The organism is Aureimonas sp. AU20 (genome assembly GCF_001442755.1).
Taxonomy (GTDB): Bacteria; Pseudomonadota; Alphaproteobacteria; order Rhizobiales; family Rhizobiaceae; genus Aureimonas.
In genome coordinates this window covers 939,594-961,046 of record NZ_CP006367.1, presented here as the reverse complement: position 1 = coordinate 961,046, position 21,453 = coordinate 939,594, and the positions used below count along the sequence as shown (strand labels likewise).

The following is a 21,453-nucleotide window of genomic DNA, read 5'->3' as shown; positions in this document are numbered from 1 at the left end:
CTTGACACTTGCCGCATCCGCCGCCGCCCCGCTTCTCGACGTGCGCGGGCTTCAGGTCGCCTTCTCGCAGGGCGGGGCGACGAGCCTTGCGGTGAAGGGCGTCTCCTTCACCATCGCCAAGGGGGAGACGGTGGCGCTGGTCGGCGAGTCCGGCTCGGGCAAGTCCGTCTCGGCCCTGTCGATCCTGAAGCTCCTGCCGTATCCCGCCGCCAGCCATCCCGGCGGCGAGGTGCTGTTCGGCGGCGAGGACCTGATCCGCGCGCCGGACGCGGCGCTGCGCGCGGTGCGCGGCAACAAGATCTCGATGATCTTCCAAGAGCCCATGTCCTCGCTGAATCCGCTGCACAGTATCGAGCGGCAGATCGGCGAGGTGATGAAGGTCCACCAGGGCCTGTCGGACCGCGCGACGCGCGAGCGCACGCTGGAGCTCCTGCATCAGGTCGGCATCCGCGAGCCGGAAAAGCGGCTCGGCGCCTATCCCCATCAGCTTTCGGGCGGCCAGCGCCAGCGCGTCATGATCGCCATGGCGCTGGCCAACGAGCCCGATCTGCTGATCGCCGACGAGCCCACCACCGCGCTCGACGTCACGGTCCAGGCGCAGATCCTGGAACTCCTGAAAAAGCTTCAGGAAGAGCGGCAGATGGGGCTGCTCTTCATCACGCACGATCTCGGCATCGTGCGTCGCATCGCGGACCGGGTCTGCGTCATGACCAAGGGCGAGATCGTCGAGACGGGGCCGACCGCCGAGATCTTCAGCAATCCGCAGCACCCCTACACTAGGCATCTCCTGGCGGCCGAGCCCAAGGGCCGCCCGCCGGCCGCCAACGCCAACGCACCCGTCGTCATGCAAGGCCAAGACGTGAAGGTCTGGTTCCCCGTGCGCACCGGCCTGTTCCGCAAGATCACCGATCATGTGAAGGCGGTGGACGGGATCGACATCACCGTGCGCGCCGGGCAGACGGTCGGCGTCGTCGGCGAATCGGGGTCGGGCAAGACGACGCTGGGCCTCGCGCTGTGCCGCATGATCTCGAGCAAGGGCCAGATCCGCTTCGACGGCGAGCGGATCGACCAGCGCCCGTTCAAGGCCATGCGTCCCCTGCGCGACCGCATCCAGATCGTGTTCCAGGACCCGTTCGGCTCGCTCTCGCCGCGCATGGCGGTGGGCGACATCATCGCCGAAGGGCTGCGCGTGCATCAGCCGGCGCTGTCTGCCGAGCAGCGCGACGCGCGCGTCGTCTCCGCCCTCAACGAGGTCGGGCTCGACCCGGCGACGCGCTTTCGCTACCCGCATGAATTCTCCGGCGGCCAGCGCCAGCGCATCGCGATCGCCCGCGCCATGGTGCTTCAGCCGCGCTTCGTGATGCTGGACGAGCCCACCTCGGCGCTCGACATGAGCGTGCAGGCGCAGGTCGTGGATCTTCTGCGCGATCTCCAGCGCAAGCACGATCTCGCCTATCTCTTCATCAGCCACGACCTCAAGGTCGTGCGCGCGCTCGCCAACGAGGTGATCGTGATGCGCGGCGGGCAGGTGGTGGAGCATGGCTCCTCCGAAGAAATCTTCGAGCGGCCGAAGACCGACTACACCAAGGCGCTGATGGCGGCGGCCTTTCGCATCGAGGCGGCGGGCGCCCAAGAGGTTTCTGAATGAGCGATCCCTATCGGCAGCGGCTGGAAGACCAGCATCTGGACTTCACCGTGGAGCGTGAGGAGCGGCTCTGCGACGGGTTTCGCCCGCTGGATTCCGTCACCGTGCGCCATGCGCCGTTGGGGCGCGACGCGTGGCTGACCGCCCGGCGCGAGTTCCTGCGCTCGGGCCATGCCGCGATCGTCATTCCCTACGACCCCGCGCGCGACGAGATCGTGGTGATCCGCCAGTTCCGCATCGGCGCGGCCATGACCTCGGGCAAGGCGGCGGCGCTGGAACTGCCCGCCGGGCTGGTGGACGCGGGCGAGGCGCCGCTTCTGGCCGCGCGGCGCGAGCTGGAGGAGGAGACGGGTCTCGTCGCCTCCGCTATCGCCCCCTGCTTCACCGCCCTCTCCTCCCCCGGCCTATGCGACGAGGTCGCGACCTACTTCCTGGCGCTGGTGGATGCCGGCGCGCTGAACGGGCGCGGCGGCAAGCTGGACGAGCAGGAGGACATCATCGCCGTTCGTGCGCCGGTGGACGCCCTAATCGAGGCGGTGGACTCCGGCTCGGTCGAGAACGGCTTCCTCATCACCGCCGCGCACTGGTTCGCCCGCCATGGCCGCGCCCGGGCGCAGCTTCTGCAGGACGCGGCTTAGAACCCGGGCAAACCCACCGGGGTCGGCTGGCCGGGGCTTTTCTCCGCTCACCTCGTTGCGAATGCCTTACCGATGCGCCCTCGCATCCGCTGCGCTTCGTGCCTCGTGAGCGAGAAAAATTCCTCGCTCATCCTCTGGCCGCCGCTATTGTCCGAAGTTCCAAGCGTCTCGCCTCTCTTCTTTCCGACCGCGACGAGTGTTCCATGAGCATCCTTCTTTCCGTCACCGGCTTCGACCCGACCCGCTGGCACGACGCCATGCTGGCGGCCGCGCCCGGCGAGACGATCATCCTGCGCCCGGCGCAGGCCGGCGATCCCTCGATCCGCTATGCAGTGGTCTGGAAGCAGCCGCCGGGCGTTCTGGAAGGCCTGCCGAACCTCGAAGCCGTGTTCTCGCTCGGCGCCGGGGTCGATCACATCCTGGCCGACCGCACGGTGCCGAACGTGCCGATCGTGCGCATCGTGGCCGAGGATCTGACCGCGCGCATGAGCGAATATGTCGTGTGGCGGGTGCTCGACCATCACCGGCGCGGCATGGTGTACCGCGCGCAGCAGGCGGCGCGGCTCTGGAACGAGCGGCGCCAGCCGGCGGCGGGCGAAATCAGGATCGGCATTCTGGGCCTTGGCGAACTCGGGCGGGACGCGGCCCAGAAGCTGCGCGGCCTCGGCTTCCAAGTGGCGGGCTGGAGCCGGCGCGAGAAGCGCGTCGAGGGCGTGGAGACCTTCCATGGCGAGGACGGGCTCGGCCGGATTCTGGCGTCGAGCGACATCCTGGTCGTGCTCCTGCCGCTGACGGCGGACACGCGCGGGCTGATCGACGACGCCTTCCTGTCGCGGCTCAAGCGCGAAACGCCGCTCGGGACGCCGGTTCTCGTCAATGCCGGGCGCGGCGGGCTGCAGGTGGATTCGGCCATCCTGCGCGCGCTCAACGACAACCGCCTGATGGAGGCCTCGCTCGACGTGTTCGAGCGCGAGCCACTGTCTTCCGAGAGCCCGCTCTGGCGCCATCCCCGCGTCTTCGTGACGCCGCACGCCGCCGCCTCGTCCGAGCCGGAAGCGCTGGCCCCGATCATCATGCGCCAGATCGCCGCCCATCGGCGCGGCGAGCCGCTGGAGAATCTGGTGGATCGCGGCGCAGGCTACTGAGAGTCCTCGGGCGGCATCTCCCAATGCCCGATGGCCGGGAGATGCTGCCAACGATCGGAAGCGGACCGTATGGGATGCCGCCAGCCTTCGCCGACGATATCGGCGGCGGAACGCACCTGCCGCTGACATCGCGACGCATCGTCAGGCGCTTGCGAACTCCGGCAGGCGGCGGATTGCCAGAACGGAAACGCCCCGCGCCTCCATGCGCGACACGGCCTCGGCGAGGGGCTCGATCGCCGTCATCATGTGATGGGCGTTGGCATGGAGAAGCCGCGCGCCGTCCAGCATGATGCCGACATGGCCGCGCCAGAACACGAGATCGCCGCGCCGGAGCGGCGCGTCCGTCTCGACGCCCTCGCCCAGCGCGATCTGAAGGTCGGTGTCGCGCGGGGCCGAGAGGCCGCAGGCGTCGAGCGACACCTGCACGAGGCCCGAACAGTCGATCCCCAACGCCGACTTGCCGCCCCAGAGATAGGCGACGCCGAGAAACCCTTCGGCAACGCCCGCGAAATCGGTCTCGAACGCGCCCGCCGGCTTCATGTGTTGCACCACGACGGCGCCGAACGGATCGATCAGCCCGTAGGTGGCGTTGTGGTCGCTCGCCTCGCCTTTGACGCGCAGCCGCGCGCCGAGCGGCAGGTCGTGCATGGGCGGTCGCTTGATGTCGGGGCCGGGAAACACCAGCGTCTGGCGCACGCAGACCCGGTGCGTCGGCTCGGGCGGTTCGCCGCCGACGAGCGTCACCGTCGGAATCCAGCCGACATAGCCGTCGCGCTCCAGCTGCGCCCAGCTCCAGCCCTCCATCGTGTCCTCGAAGACGCGCACCCGCTCGCCGTAGAGCGCCTGGGTTTCCAGCGGCGCGTCGGCCGAGGGACGGCGGCGCAGATCGGCCACGGGCATGGCGACATGGGCGGGCTGGCCTTCCACGAAGCGCGCGGCCTCGAGGCGGCCTTCGAGGCGGCGGTCGGCGAGATCGGGCCGGTGGGCGTGGAGGCGAGGGTCGAGCGCGGCGGTCATCGTCCCAGCGCTCCCGCTTCGCTCACAAGTCGATCCGCCATTTCGGACACGAAGAGACTACCCTCCACGGTGCGGCGCACGAGGACGTTGCGCAGGTCGTTGGGGTCGCGCTGGCGTTCGAGCAGGTTCATGCGTCCCATCGAGTCGAGCGCCCGCGTCACCACGGGCTTGGCCACTTGCAGCTTTTCGGCGAGGCCGCGCACCGTATGGGGCGGCGGGTCGAGATAGATGGTCAGAAGAATCGCGGTCTGCCGGGCGGTGAGATCGGAGCCCGGATGGTGCGCCTGGAGCATGGCGTTGCGATAGAGCAGGCGCAAGGCCTGCGCCGGCTTGATGTCGATACCCATGAGCGCCCTCAGGCGCGCCGATTCGCCTCGTGCCCGGCGCGCATCGCCCAAAATTCCGGCACTTTCGGGCGGATTCAAGACCGCCCGTAGCGCTGCGTCAGGACGTGGGCCAGCGCGCGGATGCCCTGCGCCTCGCCGCCCGCCGGCCCGAGCGGGCCCGCCTGGGGCCGCCAGCCGTAGACGTCGAAATGCGCCCAGCTCTTGGCATTGCGCACGAAGCCCTGGAGAAAAAGCGCCGCCGTCACCGAACCGGCGAACCCGTCCGTGGTCACGTTGTTGGTGTCGGCGATCTTGGAGGCGAGCGCCTTGGCATAGGGCTTCCAGAGCGGCAGGCGCCAGAGCGGATCGTGCAGCGCCTGGCTCGCGAGCGCGATCTCGCCGGCCAGCGACTCGTCGTCGGTGAAGAAGGGCGGAAGCTCAGGTCCGAGCGCCACACGCGCCGCGCCCGTCAGCGTCGCCATGTCGACGAGGATCTCGGGCGATTCCTCGTCGGCCAGCGCCAGGGCGTCGGCCAGGATCAGGCGCCCTTCCGCGTCCGTGTTGCCGATCTCGACGCTCTTGCCGAGCCGGCTGCGCAGGACGTCGCCCGGCCGGAAGCTGTTTGCCGAAATGGCGTTCTCGACGGCGGGAATGAGCACGCGCAGCCGGACCTCGAGCCGGGAGCCCATGACGAGGCGGGCGAGACCCAGAACGTTCGCCGCGCCGCCCATATCCTTCTTCATCAGGAGCATGCCGGAGGCCGGCTTGATGTCGAGCCCGCCCGTGTCGAAGGCGACGCCCTTGCCGACCAGGGTGACGCGCGGCGCGTCGGCCGGCCCCCAGGTGAGGTCGATCAGGCGCGGCGCGACGCTGGACGCGCGGCCGACCGCGTGGATCATCGGGAAGTTCGCCTCGAGCAGCGCGTCGCCCAGCGTCACGCTCACTTCCGCGCCGAACTCCGTCGCGACTTCTCGCGCCGCCGCCTCGATCCCGTCCGGCAGGAGGTCGTTGGTGGGCGTGTTGATGAGGTCGCGCACGAGATGGACGCTCGACGCCAGAAGCCGAACCGCGCTCTCGTCCGCTCCGGCCGGCAGCACGAGGCGAGGGCCGGGCTTGGCGGGCTTGGTCAGATAGCGCTCGAAGCGATAGGCGCCGAGCAGGAAGCCGAGCGCGGCGAGCGTTGGGTCGAGCCCGGCCGCCACATCCAGCGCCCAGTCGCCTTCGGGAAGCGCCTGCGCCAGCGCGCCGGCGAGGAGCGCGCGCTCCGCCTCGCCCTGCCCATCCGGCGCGCCGAGGCCGAGCACGGCGCCGGCCAGCCCCGCCTCGCCTGGCAGAAGCGCGACGGAACCGGCGCCAGCCTTGAAGCCCGTCGCCTCCAGCCAGCGGCGCGCGGCTTCAGGCAGTTGCTCCAGTGCGCCCTCGGGCGCGGCGTGGATCGGCAGGGCGTTGGCGGAGGAGGAGAGAAGGCGGTCGGTCATGGGAAAGGCTCGCGAACGTCAGCCCCGCGAAATGGTCGGGACTTAGGGGTTAACGAAAGATGACCCGTCCGCATCCTGCCCGCGGCGGGTGGAAGGAACGGAAAAGCCGATGCGCCGATTCAGAAACGAGGACGCCGCGCCGACCTACGCCCGCCCGAGGCCGGGTGCAAGGCGAGGCGCGCTGGCCCTGCTGCTTCTGGCAGGTCTGGCGGCGAGCGGCTGCACGCAGACCTCGCGCATGCACACGGGCTCGATCGCCCCGCGCGGCGAGGCGCCACCCAAGCGCGACCTTTCCTCCATGACATCGGAAGAGCTGAGCGGCGCGATCCGCATCTATGGCGCGTCCTACGAGCGCGACCCCAAGAACAAGGACGTGGGCCTCGCCTACGCTTCGGCCCTCCAGACGGCGGGCCGCAACGACCAGTCGCTGGCGGTGATGCAGCAGGTGGCGATCGCCCATCCCAACGACCGCGACGTGCTCGGCGCCTATGGCAAGGCGCTGGCGGCAGCGGGCGAACTGCCCAAGGCGCTGGAGACAATCCGCCGCGCCCAAACGCCGGACCAGCCCGACTGGCGGCTCCTGTCGGCGGAAGGCGCGATCCTCGACCAACTCGGCCAGCCCGACAAGGCGCGCATCGTCTACGAGAAGGCGCTGACGCTGGAGCCAAACGAGCCGTCGATCCTGTCCAATCTCGGCATGTCCTCGCTTCTCCAGAACGACCTGAAAGGCGCCGAGACCTATCTCAGCCGCGCCGCCTCCAAGCCCGGCGCCGATCCGCGCGTTCGCCAGAACCTGGCGCTGGCGGTGGGCCTCCAAGGGCGCTTCGGCGAGGCCGAAAAGATCGCCTCCGATGTGCTCTCGCCCGACGAGGCGCGGGCCAATGTCGCCTATCTCAAGCAGATGCTGGCGCAGCGCAACACCTGGAGCGAGCTGAAGAGCGAACGCCGGGGCTGACGGGCGCCCCGCCTCGCCTTCCCGGCCCGCGAACTGCCGGCGGGACGCTTGGCGGCTGCGTCGCCAGCACGGCGCGCCACCGCCCGCTACAGCATCGGCATGACCTTGATGATGGCCGGGCCGATGATGACGGCGAAGAGCACCGGCAGGAAGAACACCATCATGGGCACGGTGAGCTTGGGCGGCAGCGCGGCGGCCTTGCCCTCGGCCGCCGTCATGCGCTGGTCGCGGCTTTCCTGCGCCAGCGTGCGCAGCGCGACGCCGAGCGGCGTTCCGTACCGCTCGGCCTGGACGAGGGCCGTGCAGACCGAGCGGACCGATTCCAGCCCGGTGCGCGCGGTGAGGTTCTCGTAGGCCTGCCGGCGGTCCGGCAGGTAGGAGAGTTCGGCGCAGACCAGCACCATCTCCTCCGCCAGCGGCACGGACTGAATGCCGATCTCGTCCGCCACGCGCCGGAACGCGGCCTCGATGGAATTGCCCGATTCCACGCAGATCAGGAGAACGTCGAGCGCGTCCGGCCAGGCGCGGCGGATCGACTGCGCGCGCTTCTTGCCGGCATTGCCGACGAAGAGAATGGGGGCGTAGAAGCCGGCATAGGCGCCCAGGATGCAGACGAAGACCCGCATGAAGAAGGCGCGGTCGGCCATCATCCCGAGGCCGAAAATGTAGAAGGCCGCTAGAAGGCCGAACACGAGCGGCAGGGCGACGCGGCAGAATAGGAACAGCGTCAGCGCGCGATGCGTGCGAAAGCCCGCGATGCGCAGCTTCGTCATCGTGGCCTCGTCCAGAAGCGCCTTGCGAAGGTCGAGCGCCTCGACCACCTTGGCGGCGAAGGAGCGGTCCGCCTGCTTGCGCAGGGTGACGCGCCCGCCGTCCCGCTCGTTGGCCATGCGGCTGCGCTCGCGCGCGCGAACCTGATCGCGCTCCAGCGCCACGGCCTTCATGCGCCCCTTCATCTCCTGGCCCGACAGGAGCGGCAGCACCAGGGACACGAGGGTCGCGAACATGGCGACGGCCACGAAAAGGCCGAGCGCCACATGGCTGGACAGGCCGAACATCTGCAACACGGCGTCCATGCGAACCTCAGAAGTCGAAATTGATCATCTTGCGCATCACCAGGATGCCGCACAGCATCCAGAGGCCCGATCCCATCAGGATCATGTGGCCCTTGGGGTCGGTGAACAGAATGGAAATGTAATCGGGCGAGGTGAGATAGACGAGGCCGGCCACGATGATCGGCAGCGAGCCGATGATATAAGCGGAGGCCTTAGCCTCCATGGACATGGCCTTGATCTTGCCCTTCATCTTCTTGCGATCGCGCAGCACGCGCGACAGGTTGTTCAGCGCTTCGGCGAGATTGCCGCCCGACTGGGACTGGATGGAAACGACGATCGCGAAGAAGTTCGTCTCCGGCATGGGCATGCTGGCGTAAAGCCGGCCCACCGCTTCCGTCAGCGGCGCGCCCATCTGCAGCGCCTCGACGATCCGTGCGAATTCCGAACGCACGGGATCGGGCGTTTCGGAGGCGATCATGCGCAGCGTGTCCTGCAGCGGCAGGCCGGACTTGATGCCGCGCACGATGACGTCGAGCGCATTGGCGAACTCGTCGGAAAAGCTGCGCTGGCGCCGGGTGCGGCGCCAACCCAGAAACCAGTGCGGCAGGCCGAGCCCGGCAGACAGGGCAAGGCCGAGCGACAGGAGAAGCGCGCCGGTCAGCATCAGCATGAGCAGGAAGGCGACGACGCCGATCCCGGCGCAGCCGAGCCAGTAGGCGCGCGGCGCGAAGTCGAACCCGGCCTGGCGGATGCGCGCTTCAAGCGTGAGCTTGCGCATGTTGTCGCTGCGCTTGCGGTTCTTTTCCTCGAAGTCCTGAAGCGTCGCCTGCAGCGTCTTGCGCCGCTTGGACACTTCCTGCATCCGGTCGCGCGCCGCCTGGCGCAGGGCCAGATCGTTCTCGGACGCCGAGAACTGCTCGAAGCGCGAGCGCGCGGCCTTGTCGCTTTCGAAGCGAGGCTGAAGCACGCCGTAGAGAAGGGCGCCGGTCGACAGCGCGACGAGGGCCACGAACAGGATCGTGATCACGCCCCGCGCTCCACTTCCACATTCGCCGCGTCGAGCGCGCGGGCCAGTCGCTGTTCCTCGTTGTAGTAGCGCGCGCGGTCCCAGAAGGCGGGCCGGCCGATGCCGGTGGAGCGGTGGCGCCCGACCAGCCGGCCGCGCGAATCCTCGCCCAGGATGTCGTAGAGGAAGAGGTCCTGCGTGATGATCACGTCGCCTTCCATGCCCACGACTTCGGTGATGTGGGTGATGCGGCGCGAGCCGTCGCGAAGGCGCGCGGCCTGGATCACCACGTCCACCGAGCCGACGATGATCTCCTTGACCGTGCGCGAGGGCAGCGAGAAACCGCCCATGGCGATCATGGATTCCATGCGGTTCAGGCATTCGCGCGGGCTGTTGGAGTGGATCGTGCCCATCGAGCCGTCATGGCCCGTGTTCATCGCCTGCAGGAGATCGAAGACCTCGGGTCCGCGCACTTCGCCGACGATGATGCGCTCGGGCCGCATGCGCAGGCAGTTCTTGACGAGGTCACGCATGGTGATCTCACCCTCGCCCTCGATATTGGGCGGGCGGGTTTCGAGGCGCACGACATGGGGCTGCTGGAGCTGGAGCTCGGCCGAGTCCTCGCAGGTGATGATGCGCTCGTCTTCGTCGATATAGCGCGTCAGGCAGTTGAGAAGGGTCGTCTTGCCCGAGCCCGTGCCGCCGGAGATCACCACGTTGCAGCGCACGCGGCCGATGATCTCGAGGATGGTCGCCCCTTCGGGCGAGATGGCGCCGAACTCGACGAGCTGCGGCAGGGTCAGCTTGTCCTTCTTGAACTTGCGGATGGTCAGCACCGTGCCGTCGATGGCGAGCGGCGGCGCGATGACGTTGACGCGCGAGCCGTCCGGCAGGCGCGCGTCGCAGATGGGCGAGGATTCGTCGACGCGCCGGCCGACCTGGCTGACGATGCGCTGGCAGATGTTGAGAAGCTGCTGGTTGTCGCGGAAGCGCACCCCCGCCTCGATCACCTTGCCGTCGACTTCGATGAAGGTCTGGCGCGCGCCGTTCACCATGATATCGGCGATGTCGTCGCGAACCAGAAGCGGCTCCAGCGGGCCGTAGCCGAGAACATCGTTGCAGATGTCGGCGAGCAGGTCCTCCTGCTCGGCGATCGTCATCGCGAAATTCTTGATCGAGATGATGTCGTTGACGATGTCGCGGATTTCCTCGCGCGCCATCTCGGTTTCCAGCCGGGCCAACTGGCTGAGATCGATCGTGTCGATCAGCGCGGCGAAGATCTTGCTCTTGGTCTCGTAATAACTGTCCGAGCGCGCCCGGACGGCCTGCACGGGCGCCGGCGCCTCGGGCGCCGCCTTGGCGGGCGCGGCGCGCGGCGGGGGAGCCGCCTCGCCGCGCGAGACGGGTGCCGGGGCCGGCGTCGCGGGGAGCGCAGGCGCGGCCGGCGCCTGCCGTGCCATCGTGCCCGTCTCGTTTCCACGCTTGCCGAACATGTCGTCCTGTTCCTTCCGCTTGCCTTGCGAGGCCATGGCGGCGCCTCGAACCGTGCCCGCGCCGGCGAACCAGAGCGGGCCTGTCATTCAATCTTGGCGCTAGCGCCGGCGCATCAACGCGCGCAGCCCGCCCAGCGTCTGTTTCGGCGCCTGCTTGGCCACGGCCCGTCCGGTCAGCGCATGCGCCATCTCGTTGAAGGCGAGCGTGGCGGCGTGCTTGCCGTCGAGCTCGGCCAGCATGCGGCCGGTGTTGGCGGCCGTGCCGAACACCAGCGGGTCGAAGGCGATCTGCGCCATGAGTTGGACACCCAGCGGCTCGGCGAACTCGGCCGGGGCGATCTCGGGGCGCTTGGGCACGCCGACCCGGTTCAGTACGAGATGCGGCGGCCGGTCGTTGGGCCGCGCCTTGCGCAGCGTGTCCATCAGGTTCTTGGCGTTGCGAAGGTTGGCAAGGTCCGGCTCGGCCACGAGCACGACCTCGTCCGCCCGCTCCAAGACCGTGCGCGTCCAGCCGTTCCAGACATGCGGCACGTCGAGAACGACATGGGGCGTTCCGCGCTGCGCCGCGTCGATCAGCGCCGAAAAGGCCTCCGCCTCGAAGTCATAGGCACGGTCGAGCGTCGAGGGAGCGGCCAGAAGCGAGAGATGATCAGCGCAGGACACGAGCAACCGGTCGAGAAACACCTCGTCCAGCCGCTCGGCCGAGAACACCGCCTCCGCCACGCCTTGCGGCGGGTCGCGGTCGAAATCGATATTGGCCGTGCCGAAGGGCAAGTCGAGATCGGCCAGCAGAACGTCGTTGCCGAAGAGCCGGGCCATGGTCCAGCCGACATTATGGCAGAGCGTCGAGGCCCCGGCCCCGCCCTTGGCGCCGACAAAGGCCAGAATGCGGCCGAGCGGATCGCTGCCCTCGGCCATGAAGAGCTGCGAGACGATGGCGAGCACGTCGGCCAGATGCACCGGGGCCAGCATGTATTCCGACACGCCGCGCCGCGTCAGCTCGCGGTAGAGCGAGACGTCGTTGTGATGGCCGACGATCACCACCTTGGAGCCGGGATCGCAGACATCGGCGAGCGATTCCAGCTCGCCCAGAAGCTCGTTCGGCCGCAGGGTGGATTCGAGAAACACGAGATTGGGCGTCGGAGCGGTGGCGTAATGCTCCACCGCCGCGCGGATGCCGCCCATGTGAACGCGCACATGCGCCTTCACCATGCGCCGGTCGCCCGCCGCCGCCTCGATCGCCTCGCCCACGGCGGCGGTCTCGCAGAAGGCCTGGATGCTGATGCGCGGGACCGGGCGCAGCGCGTCGAGGCGCTGGCGCAGGTCCGTGTCGGAAAGGCGATAGGGGGAATCGCCGGAAGGAAGATCGATCATCGCTTTCGGCCTACCAATTGTAGTCGGACGCCTGACGCGGCGCCTCGGATGCGGTCCGCTCGCCGCGGCGATACTTCTCGACCACGGTGGAGCGGCGTTCCGCGTCGATCTCGCTCATGCCGCGCGGCCCGAGCAGGTCGCGCGGATCGGCGATCTGCGCGGCCAGGTTGCTCTGCGAGGCGCAACCGAAATTGTGGTAGTTGCGGTTCTCGCTGGTGTCGGCGAGGTCCTCCGGCCAGCGGCCGCAGGGCTCGACTTCGGCCACCACCGCGTTGAACGACAGGAGCAGCGGCGGCACGTCGGCGATGCCCCCCGCCGGATAGGGCGCGATCAGGATGCGCTGGCGCGCCACGCCATGTCGGCGCAGAACCCCGGCGACATTGTCGGCGACGAGCCGGGCCGCCGCCGCATTACGCCCGCCGGACGGCACGCGCAGCCGGATCACCGTCGCCCGCGAGGCGCGAAAGCGCGTGGCGAAGCTTTCCACCCGCGTCTCGTCGGCCGGGGTCAGGCGCGTATCCGAGGAGGCGACGAAGAGTTCCAGATCCTCGGTCGCCTCGCGCACCGTGATCGGGTGCCGCGTGCGATAGTCGTCGGGGATCGCGCCCACCTCGATATGCTGGTTGGCGCAGCCGGCCAGGAGGCCGATAAGGAGTGGGGCGGCCGAGGCCAACGCGAGGCGACGGCGGGGGGAGAAGCGGCGGCGCACGGTCATTTGTAGATGTATCCGACGTTGCCGTGGTAGCGGCCGGGGGGGAGACGGGTGTCGGCGGCGCCATAGACGCGGTTCACGCGGCCCAGGAAGTTGGAGGCGCCGTCGGAGGAGAAATTCAGATTGTCGTCCGGCCGCGCCAGCTGCTGGCGCGCCACGGGCCGCACGAGATAGGGCGTGACGATGACGACGAGTTCGGTCTCGTAGCGCTGGAAGTCGCGCGAGCGGAACAATGTCCCAAGAATCGGGATCTTGGACAGGCCAGGATAGCCGGAAATAACCTGCCGCATCTCGTCGCGCACCAGACCCGCGATCACCAGCGAGCCGCCCGAGGGCAGTTCCACCGTGGTGTCGGCGAGGCGCTTGCGAATGCCGACGAGATTGACGCCCGGCGCGACGCCGCCCGGAATGGCGTAGGGCGACTCGAAGGTGGGCTCGGAGACCGCCGTGCGGATCTTCAGGCTGATGCGCCCCGGCGAAAGAACCACCGGTGTGAAGTCGAGCCCGATGCCGTAGTCGATGTCCTTGTGGTCATAGGTGACGTTCGCCGGCGTCGTGTCGTAGCCGACGATCGCGCCGTTGTTGTTGAGAATGGGTGTGCGCTTTTCCGGCGTTTCCGACTTGCCGCTGGCGACCGAGAACTCGCCGCCGACCTTGAAGGACGCGCTCTCGCCGGAGATCGCGGTTAGGCTCGGCTCCGCTAGCGTGCGCATGACGCCTGCCTGCTCCATGGCGCGCAGCTGGGCCGTGATGCCGTTGCCGCTGTTGCCGCCGTTGAAGACGCTGGCGCCGGCGTTCGAAATCGCCTTACCGAGACCGAAGGGATTGTCGCTCGCGGCCGCGAACGCGATGCCGTCGAGCGAGCCGACGCCGACGCCGTCGATGCCGAGCTGCTTCACGACGGAGCGTTGAACCTCGGCGACCGTCACCTTCAGCGTGACCTGGTCCTCGCCCTGGATCTGGAGGAGGTTGACGATCTGGCTGGTCTGCCGGCGTTCCTGCGCCTGCGACACGCCGCCGATGGCGACCCCTCCACCGCCGGCCGCCGAAGCGCCCGAAGTCGCGGTCTTGATGTATTGGCCGGTCGTGCCCTCGCCGCCGGTCACGAAGATCGTGGCGAGATCCACCGCGCGCTGGGCGTCCTGCGCGTTTTCCACCGTGCCGGTCAGGATCACGTTGTCGTTCAGCATCTCGGCCCGCACGTCGGCGGACGGGATGTACTTGCGGATCGTGGAGGCGAGCGCGGAGATGTCGCGCTCGATCTTGAGGTCGAGAACCGCGATCTCGCGCCCGTTCGCGTCGAAGACGAAGATGTTGGTCTGGCCGATCTGCTTGCCGAAGATGTAGATGCGCCGGGCCGTGCGCGTCACCGCGTCCGCCACCGCGGGGTTGGAAACGACGATGTCGTGGGCGTCTCGCGGCAGGTCGATGACCTTGGACTTGTCGAGGCCGAGCGAGATGGTCTGCTGCGGTCGGTTGACCGCGATCACCGAGCTTTCGGCTAAGGCCGGCAGCGGCAGGAGCGGCCAAAACGCCAGCGAGGCCTGCAGCCCCCCTGCGAGCGCGCGTGTACGGACGGTGCGAAGACGGAGCGCCATGCGTCAGTTCCTCGTGGTGACGTCGGTGGTCTTGCCGTAGCGCACCACGCGGACCTGAGACTTTTGGGGAGCCTGCTCCTGCTCCAAAAGGAAGCGGGCATAGCCGGGGGAGCCGGGCACGGAATCGGCCAGCGAGCGCAGCGACAGGATCAGACGGTCGGTCATGCGGGTGGCCGCCGTCAGCGCTTCGGCCTGCTGCGGATCGACCTCCAGCGTCGCGGTGGACCCGACGACAACGCGCGTGCCGTCCTTTTCCTCGACTGTCTGATCGATGGCGAGAACGCGCAGGTTCTTGAGGATCGTCGTGGTTTCCACGCCGGCGGCCTGCGAGGCTCCGGGCGCGGCCTTCTCGCGCGCCATGATGACGTCGACATGGTCGTTGGGCAGGATGAAGCCGCCGGCCGAAGTGTCGGCGGCGATCTGCACGGCGATGGCGCGCTTGCCCTCCGGTAGGATGGCGGACAGGAAGCCGCGATCGGTCTTCACGAGCTTGGCTTCGCGGATCGGTTCGCCGATGAAGAAGGCCTGCCGGGCGATCGAGCCCTTGGCCTCCTCGAGCGCATTGGGCTTCTGGTCGCGGCGCAGCAGCGCTTCGGAGACGGCGCTTTCGGGCCACTGCACCCATTGCAGCGCGTCGTCGACGCGCTCGCCCATGGCGATGTCGCGCGAGGCGGCCAGAACATCCACCAGCCGGATCGGCGGCTCGGCGGGCTGGGCGGTGATGAGCACGGGTTCGGGCGGAGGCGGCGCCGCCATGTTGATGGCCAGGAGGCCCGCGCCGGCGGCGGCGACACCCGCCACTCCAAAAATCGCCAGACGCGACACACGCATTGCGGCTTCCCCGATCAGGCCGGGCGATCCGCCGCCCTTTGGACCTTTATCGGCGGGAAACTCTCAAGACATGGTTAACGAGGAGGAAACAGGTCTACGGTTCCCGTCAGACCAGGTCGAACAGCGATTGCATCTGGGGGAAGCGGGACACCACGACGAGACCCGCGGCCCCGAGAGCAACGCCATAGGGAACGCCGGACGTGGAGGTCAGAAGCCGATCCACCGAGACATGCCCCGTCGTGGGGCTGAGGCAAGCCCGTGCCAGCAGCAGCATCAGGGTCAGAATGCCGCCGAAGAGACTGGCCAGGAACATATAGTCCCAAAGCTCCGCCGTCGGGCCGAACCAAAGAGCGGTGGCCGCGATCAGTTTGGCGTCCCCTCCCCCCATCCAACCGAGGGCAAAGGCGGCAAATGTAGCCATCAGAACGATCGCGCCCATCGCCACATGCAAGCCGATCAGCGACGCCGGCCAACTTGCCGAAACTGCGAGAACGAAGAAGCCCGCGATCAGGATAAGGATGAGCTGGTTCGGAATGATCATCCGAGCGAGATCGAAAACGCTCGCGGCCGCCATGCAAGCGCAAAAAAGAACGAGCATGGACGTCTCAAACATCGAATCACCCGATCGGATGCGACCCGGCCGGAAGTTCCGACCGGGCCAATCTCTTAAGCAGAGGCAACCAGAGCGTCGCCCTTACTTCGCGGCGCCGCCGCCGGTCGTTGCGGTGTTGCCGCCAACGGTCGAGGCGATCGAGTCGAACTTCTTGTTCAAGGTCGCACCGAGCGAGCCGGCGCCTGCGATGATAGCAACGCCGATCAGGGCGGCGAGCAGGCCGTATTCAATGGCCGTGGCGCCCGATTCGTTCTTCTGGAAGCGAGCGAGAAGCTTCATCATGGGAGGTCTCCTAAAGGCAGCAGGTTGTCGATCTGATCCCGACGATCCGGTCATGCTGGCCTCGTTCGGTTCGCTCCAAATTAGTCCCCGACGATTGCGGCTCGCTTAAAATTGATCGTTAACAAGGCGTTAAGCTGGCTTTCAGCACCCCATGCTAAAGAAACAACCAAGGACTTGGGGAAACTTATCCTTAATTCCATCGCACGATGATGGCGCATCGGGGCCGGTCGAGTCCCCGAGTCCTTGGAGTTCGCCTCGCCATGCGCCGGTTCGCATCCTTCCTGATCGTCGCCTGCCTGGCGCTCGGCGCCTCGCTCGCCTCGGCCGCTTCGCCGGGCGGCCTCGACGTCGCGGTGGATCACGCGCGCATCCTGAAGATCCCGCGCGCGGCCGGCACGATCATCATCGGCAACCCGTCGATCGTCGATGTCACCGTGCACGATGCCGAGACGCTGGTTCTGACGGGCCGATCCTATGGCGTGACCAATGTCGTGGTGCTCGATCCCGGCGGCGAAGTGGTGCTGGACGACGACGTCACCGTCACGAGCCGCGAGGACCGGTCCGTGCGCGTCTACCGCCAGGCGTCGCGCACCACCTATTCCTGTTCCCCGCATTGCGAGCCGAAGGTGACCGTCGGCGACGAACAGAGCAGTTTCGGCCAAGCGCTCGGCCAGTTCCAAAGCCACGAGTCGATGGTCGCCGCCGGCCAGTAAGCCTAAAGGCTCCTTCCAGACCGCGTCGATCTAAACCCCCTGGCCGCAGCCGCCTCGCGCTTAAGGAAATCCGCTCGATCCTTGCCCGTCCGAAGCTTTTGCCAAGCCCTCTTAACGCCTTCGCAAGACGGGTAGCCTTACCGTTTCGGCCAAGACAAGCGCCCCGCCCGCCAAGCCCTCACCGCTTGGGCAAGCGTATGCGGCAGCGCGCCGGAGCGATCATGACCAGAGATACGACCCCTGGCTGGCGAGGCGCGAGAAGCTGCGGAGGCGGGCGCGGATGGAGTCTCCAGCGCTTTCGTCGCGACCGCTCGGGGGCGACGGCGGTGGAATTCGCCATTCTCGCCGTCCCCTTCCTGTTCCTGACCTTCGCCACGATCGAGACGGGGCTTCTGTTCATATCGCAGCTGACGCTGGACGGCGGCGTGGAACAGGTCTCCCGCCTCGTGCGCACAGGACAGCTCGACGCCGACGATCTGAAACCCGAGACCTTTCGCAAGCTGATCTGCGACAGGGTCAGCGTGTTCCTGTCCTGCGACAAGCTGACGATCGACCTGCGCACCTACGCCTCGTTCCAGGACGTCGATCTGTCCCAGCCCGACGCGAGCCAGCAATATGGCACCAAAACCGAGGCCGGCGGCTCCAAGACCATCATGGCGTTGCGCGTCTTCTATCCCTGGACGCCGGTGACCGACTTCCTGAAACTCCTGTCGACATCCAACGGCAAGGTCGTCCTCGCCAGCGTATCGGCCTTCCGCACGGAGCCCTATTGATGCGCCCGGCCTGGACCGCGCTCGCCCGGCGCTTCGGCGGCGACCGGCGCGGCATCGCGGCGGTGGAGTTCGCGCTGGTGGTTCCCGTGATGCTGATCGTCTATATCGGCGCATCGGACGCGACGCTCGCCGTCACCGCCAACCGCAAGCTCCAGGCGACCGCCAATGCGACGGCCGACCTGATCGCGCAGGACACCACCACCACGAAGGCCGCGATCTCGGCCGAGCTCGACGTGGCGCGCGCGCTGATGCAGCCGCTCGACTCAAGCAAGGTGCGGATCGCCTTGTCCTCGATCCTGATCGACGACAAGGGCAAGGCGACGGTGGACTGGTCGCGCGCCGTGAACGGCGCGACCGCCCGGGTTAAGGGCTCGGTCTTCACGCTGCCCGCCTCGCTCGCCGGCCAGAAGTCCACCGCCATCGTGGTGGCCGAGGCGAGCTATCTCTACACCCCGCTCGGCGGCTTCGGCTTCACCTCCGCGATCGAGATGAAGGACATGGCCTATTACTGGCCGCGCGGCACGAGCAACGGGGCCGGCATCACCTGCAGCGACTGCGGCTAGAGCTTGCCCGGTCGATCGGCTTTCGCAAGTCGCCTTGGCGTGCCACAAGTCCGGCGGAGGAGAGTGCCATGACCCGAGCCGTTCTGATCGTTCTGGATTCCTTCGGCATCGGCGGCGCGGCGGATGCGGGCGCGTTCGGCGATGCAGGCGCCGACACGTTCGGCCATATCCAGGAGGCTGCGGCGAGGGGCGAGGCGGATCGGCCGGGGCTGCGCGGGGGGCCGCTCGACCTGCCCCATATGGAGCGGCTCGGCCTGTTCCACGCGGCCGGGCGCGGGCGCGGGCGCGGCGGGGAGCCGGAAGGGATCTGGGGCCGGGCGGCGGAGGTCAGCCGGGGCAAGGACACGCCGTCGGGCCATTGGGAGATCGCGGGCGTTCCGGTGCGGTTCGACTGGGGCTATTTTCCTCGCAGCATTCCCTGCTTTCCGCCCGAGCTGATCGCCGAGATCGTGGATGACACCGGCATCCCCGGCATCCTCGGCGATTGCCATGCCTCGGGCACCGAGATCATCGCGGCGCTGGGCGAGGAGAGCGTGCGAACCGGCCGGCCGATCCTCTACACGTCCAGCGACAGCGTGCTGCAGATCGCGGCGCACGAAGGGCATTTCGGCCTGGATCGGCTCTACGGGCTCTGCGAGGCGGCGCGGCGCCATGTCGATCCGCTCAATATCGGCCGCGTCATCGCCCGCCCCTTCACGGGCGAGAGCAGCGCCACGTTCCGCCGCACGGCGAACCGGCGCGACTATTCCGTGCCGCCGCCCGAGGCGACGATCCTCGACCGCGCCGTGGCCGATGGGCGCCGGGTGATCGGCATCGGCAAGATCGGCGACATCTTCGCCCACCAGGGGATGAGCGAGGTGCGCAAGGGAGACGGCAACATGGCGCTGTTCGACGCCATGCTGAGCGCGGTGCGCGACGCCGCCGACGGCGATCTCGTCTTCGCCAATTTCGTGGATTTCGACATGCTGTTCGGCCATCGGCGCGACGTGCCGGGCTATGCCGCGGCGCTCGAGGCCTTCGATCGCCGCCTGCCGGAGCTGGAAGCCCTGCTGCGCCCCGGGGATCTTGCGATCCTCACCGCCGACCATGGCTGCGACCCGACCTATCCCGGCACCGATCACACGCGCGAGGAGGTACCGATCCTCGGCTTCGGGCCGGGGATCGCCGCCCGCGCCCTCGGCCGCCGCGAGACGTTCAGCGACATCGGGGAAAGCGTCGCCGCCCATCTCGGCCTGCCCGTCGGGCCGCATGGGCGGAGCTTCCTGTGAGCCTTTTCGCGCGCGGCCGCCCCGCCGCCCCCTTTCCGTTGGCCGAGCTTCATTGCCATGTGGAAGGCACGTTGCAGCCCGGCTTCGCCCGCGAACTGGCTGCGCGCCAGGGCGTCGATCTCAGCGGCTTCGCTGACGAGGCGACCTATCGCTGGGAGGGATTTTCCGGCTTTCTCGCCGCCTATGACCGGGCGGCCGCCCTGCTTCGCACCGAAGACGACTATCGCCGCCTCGCCTTCGACTATCTGACCGGCCTCGCCGCGCAGGGCGCGATCTACAGCGAGCTGACGATTTCGCCCGACCATGCGGCGGCAAGCGGCCTGTCGCCCGAGACCTATCTCGGCGCCCTGGCGCGCGGCGCGGCCGAGGCGGAGCGGGAGACCGACATCGTCTGCCGCTTTCTCGTGGTCGGCGTGCGCCATCTCGGGACGGACGCCGTAGAGGCCGCCGCCCGCTTTGCCGCCCGCGCGCCTGGCGTCACCGGCTTCGGCCTTGCCGGCGACGAGCGTCTTTACCGGCCGCGCGATTTCGAGAAGGCGTTCCGCATCGCCGCCGAGGCCGGGCTCGGCCTCACCGCCCATGCCGGCGAGTTCGCCGGGCCGGCGGCAGTCGCGGAAACGCTGGACGCGCTGAACGTCTCGCGCATCGGCCATGGCGTGCGCGCGGTGGAGGATGCGGCGCTGCTCGCCCGGCTGCGCGAGGAGGGCGTCACGCTGGAAGTCTGCCCGCTCTCCAATCTCGCGCTCGGCGTCGCACCCGACGCCGCCAACCATCCGCTTGCGCGCCTGCGGCAGGCCGGGCTGCGGCTCACGGTGAATTCCGACGACCCGCCTTTTTTCGGCAGCGATCTCACCGCCGAATATCGCTTCGCGGCCGAGGCCGGATTCGAGCCGGCGGAGCGCCTGGCGCTGACGCGCAACGCCATCGAGGCCGCTTTCGTGGAGGAGCCGGTGCGCAAGCGCCTCTCCGAGCTGTTGACGATGCGCGCCCTGGCGCTTGGCGCGCCGGGCTCCAGCCTCTAGAGGCTGTCGTGGATTATGGGCATGTCTTGTGCCGCCCGCCCCGATCCGCCGGGTAGGAGCCGGGTGCAGCCGGTAGCGGTGCTACCGGCAAAACCGGCGACGCCCTCCGGCGGATTGGGGCGGGCGGCCCGAAGGGTCGGATCGGGGAAGTCATCCCTGGGCGAGCTGATCCCCGCTGATCCGATACGAGACTTGCCCATGGTCCATGACAGCCTCTAGACCAGAGTGCAGGATAGAACAGGCATAAAGAGGGTTTCCGAATGGACGGCGTCACCGTCATCAACCATCCGCTCGTACAGCACAAGCTGACCCTGATGCGCAAGAAGGAGACCTCCACGGCCAGCTTCCGCCGTCTCCTGCGCGAGATCTCGACGCTCCTGTGCTACGAGGTGACGCGCGATCTCGACCTGACCACCATGCGCATCGAAACGCCGATGCAGGAGATGGACGCCCCGATCCTGGAGGGCAAGAAGCTGGTCTTCGCCTCGATCCTGCGCGCCGGCAACGGTCTTCTGGAAGGCATGCTCGATCTCGTGCCGGCGGCCCGCGTCGCCCATATCGGCATGTATCGCGACCACGACACGCTGGAGCCGGTGGAATACTACTTCAAGGCGCCGGAAGACCTCGCGAGCCGCCTCACCATCGTGGTGGACCCGATGCTGGCGACCGCCAACTCCGCCACCGCCGCGATGGAGAAGCTGAAGGAGCGCGGCGCCAAGAACATCCGCTTCCTCTGCCTCCTGGCCGCGCCCGAGGGCATCAAGCGCTTCCGCGATGCCCATCCCGACATTCCCGTTTTCACGGCCGCGATCGACGAGCGGCTGAACGAGAAGGGCTACATCCTGCCGGGGCTCGGCGACGCGGGCGACCGGATGTACGGCACGAAGTGACCGCGCCCCTCCCCCGCGCCGCGAGGCGAGTGCGGGGGAAGCGGACCCGGCTGACG

22 protein-coding genes are annotated in these 21,453 nt (G+C 68.3%); 10 read left to right on the top strand and 12 right to left on the bottom strand.

Annotation, left to right across the window (positions count from 1 at the left end; all coding sequences use genetic code 11):
- The first annotated feature begins 1 nt into the window (after position 1).
- The 3 genes from M673_RS04430 to M673_RS04420 all read left to right on the top strand — a co-directional run bounded on the left by M673_RS04430 (position 2) and on the right by M673_RS04420 (position 3,428).
- A complete protein-coding gene (locus M673_RS04430) occupies positions 2–1,648 on the top strand; it encodes an ABC transporter ATP-binding protein (protein ID WP_061973918.1) in 1,647 nt (548 codons plus the stop codon).
- Positions 1,645–2,283, top strand: a complete 639-nt coding sequence (locus tag M673_RS04425; protein WP_061973916.1) for an NUDIX domain-containing protein — start codon at positions 1,645–1,647, stop codon at positions 2,281–2,283. The genes M673_RS04430 and M673_RS04425 overlap by 4 nt, the downstream gene beginning before the upstream one ends.
- 203 nt (positions 2,284–2,486) lie before the next feature.
- Positions 2,487–3,428 (top strand): 2-hydroxyacid dehydrogenase, encoded by a 942-nt coding sequence (locus M673_RS04420; RefSeq protein WP_061973914.1) that lies wholly within the window; start codon positions 2,487–2,489, stop codon positions 3,426–3,428.
- A 141-nt stretch (positions 3,429–3,569) separates the two neighbouring features.
- On the opposite strand, the gene M673_RS04415 is transcribed toward M673_RS04420, so the two are convergent.
- The 3 genes from M673_RS04415 to M673_RS04405 all read right to left on the bottom strand — a co-directional run bounded on the left by M673_RS04415 (position 3,570) and on the right by M673_RS04405 (position 6,249).
- Positions 3,570–4,445 carry a C40 family peptidase gene (locus M673_RS04415; protein ID WP_061973911.1) on the bottom strand — a complete coding sequence of 292 codons (876 nt, stop codon included), beginning with the start codon at positions 4,443–4,445 and terminating at the stop codon, positions 3,570–3,572.
- On the bottom strand, positions 4,442–4,792 hold the full coding sequence (locus M673_RS04410; protein ID WP_061977659.1) for a MarR family transcriptional regulator: 351 nt from the start codon (positions 4,790–4,792) through the stop codon (positions 4,442–4,444). Before M673_RS04410 ends, M673_RS04415 begins: the two co-directional genes overlap by 4 nt.
- A gap of 74 nt (positions 4,793–4,866) precedes the next feature.
- A complete protein-coding gene (locus M673_RS04405) occupies positions 4,867–6,249 on the bottom strand; it encodes a leucyl aminopeptidase family protein (RefSeq protein ID WP_061973909.1) in 1,383 nt (460 codons plus the stop codon).
- Positions 6,250–6,358: 109 nt separating this feature from the next.
- On the opposite strand from M673_RS04405, the gene M673_RS04400 reads away from it, so the two are divergent.
- Entirely contained in the window at positions 6,359–7,204 is an 846-nt protein-coding gene (locus M673_RS04400) for a tetratricopeptide repeat protein (RefSeq protein WP_061973907.1), read from the top strand.
- Positions 7,205–7,290: 86 nt separating this feature from the next.
- On the opposite strand, the gene M673_RS04395 is transcribed toward M673_RS04400, so the two are convergent.
- The 9 genes from M673_RS04395 to M673_RS04355 all read right to left on the bottom strand — a co-directional run bounded on the left by M673_RS04395 (position 7,291) and on the right by M673_RS04355 (position 16,222).
- Positions 7,291–8,280, bottom strand: coding sequence for a type II secretion system F family protein (locus M673_RS04395; RefSeq protein WP_061973905.1), 990 nt, complete (start codon positions 8,278–8,280; stop codon positions 7,291–7,293).
- A gap of 7 nt (positions 8,281–8,287) precedes the next feature.
- Positions 8,288–9,286, bottom strand: a complete 999-nt coding sequence (locus M673_RS04390) for a type II secretion system F family protein (RefSeq protein WP_061973903.1) — start codon at positions 9,284–9,286, stop codon at positions 8,288–8,290.
- A complete protein-coding gene (locus M673_RS04385) occupies positions 9,283–10,758 on the bottom strand; it encodes a CpaF family protein (protein ID WP_061977658.1) in 1,476 nt (491 codons plus the stop codon). Before M673_RS04385 ends, M673_RS04390 begins: the two co-directional genes overlap by 4 nt.
- A gap of 99 nt (positions 10,759–10,857) precedes the next feature.
- On the bottom strand, positions 10,858–12,132 hold the full coding sequence (locus tag M673_RS04380) for an AAA family ATPase (protein ID WP_061973901.1): 1,275 nt from the start codon (positions 12,130–12,132) through the stop codon (positions 10,858–10,860).
- Positions 12,133–12,142: 10 nt separating this feature from the next.
- Entirely contained in the window at positions 12,143–12,847 is a 705-nt protein-coding gene (locus M673_RS04375; protein WP_061973899.1) for a CpaD family pilus assembly protein, read from the bottom strand.
- Complete coding sequence (locus tag M673_RS04370) at positions 12,844–14,442, bottom strand: type II and III secretion system protein family protein (protein ID WP_061973897.1); 1,599 nt, start codon at positions 14,440–14,442, stop codon at positions 12,844–12,846. Before M673_RS04370 ends, M673_RS04375 begins: the two co-directional genes overlap by 4 nt.
- A 3-nt stretch (positions 14,443–14,445) precedes the next feature.
- Positions 14,446–15,273 (bottom strand): Flp pilus assembly protein CpaB, encoded by an 828-nt coding sequence (cpaB, locus tag M673_RS04365; protein WP_061973896.1) that lies wholly within the window; start codon positions 15,271–15,273, stop codon positions 14,446–14,448.
- A gap of 106 nt (positions 15,274–15,379) precedes the next feature.
- A complete protein-coding gene (locus tag M673_RS04360; RefSeq protein ID WP_244493094.1) occupies positions 15,380–15,871 on the bottom strand; it encodes an A24 family peptidase in 492 nt (163 codons plus the stop codon).
- Positions 15,872–15,967: 96 nt separating this feature from the next.
- Positions 15,968–16,222 carry a Flp family type IVb pilin gene (locus tag M673_RS04355; protein ID WP_374755549.1) on the bottom strand — a complete coding sequence of 85 codons (255 nt, stop codon included), beginning with the start codon at positions 16,220–16,222 and terminating at the stop codon, positions 15,968–15,970.
- 206 nt (positions 16,223–16,428) lie between these two features.
- On the opposite strand from M673_RS04355, the gene M673_RS04350 reads away from it, so the two are divergent.
- From M673_RS04350 to upp, 6 genes are all read left to right on the top strand, one after another.
- On the top strand, positions 16,429–16,881 hold the full coding sequence (locus M673_RS04350; protein WP_061973890.1) for a pilus assembly protein N-terminal domain-containing protein: 453 nt from the start codon (positions 16,429–16,431) through the stop codon (positions 16,879–16,881).
- 326 nt (positions 16,882–17,207) lie between these two features.
- Complete coding sequence (locus tag M673_RS04345) at positions 17,208–17,654, top strand: TadE/TadG family type IV pilus assembly protein (RefSeq protein ID WP_061973888.1); 447 nt, start codon at positions 17,208–17,210, stop codon at positions 17,652–17,654.
- Complete coding sequence (locus tag M673_RS04340; protein WP_061973886.1) at positions 17,654–18,217, top strand: TadE/TadG family type IV pilus assembly protein; 564 nt, start codon at positions 17,654–17,656, stop codon at positions 18,215–18,217. The genes M673_RS04345 and M673_RS04340 overlap by 1 nt, the downstream gene beginning before the upstream one ends.
- A gap of 68 nt (positions 18,218–18,285) precedes the next feature.
- Complete coding sequence (locus tag M673_RS04335) at positions 18,286–19,485, top strand: phosphopentomutase (RefSeq protein WP_061973884.1); 1,200 nt, start codon at positions 18,286–18,288, stop codon at positions 19,483–19,485.
- On the top strand, positions 19,482–20,507 hold the full coding sequence (gene add, locus M673_RS04330; RefSeq protein WP_061973882.1) for an adenosine deaminase: 1,026 nt from the start codon (positions 19,482–19,484) through the stop codon (positions 20,505–20,507). The genes M673_RS04335 and add overlap by 4 nt, the downstream gene beginning before the upstream one ends.
- Positions 20,508–20,767: 260 nt before the next feature.
- Positions 20,768–21,397, top strand: coding sequence for a uracil phosphoribosyltransferase (gene upp / locus M673_RS04325; RefSeq protein ID WP_061973880.1), 630 nt, complete (start codon positions 20,768–20,770; stop codon positions 21,395–21,397).
- Positions 21,398–21,453: the final 56 nt, after the last annotated feature.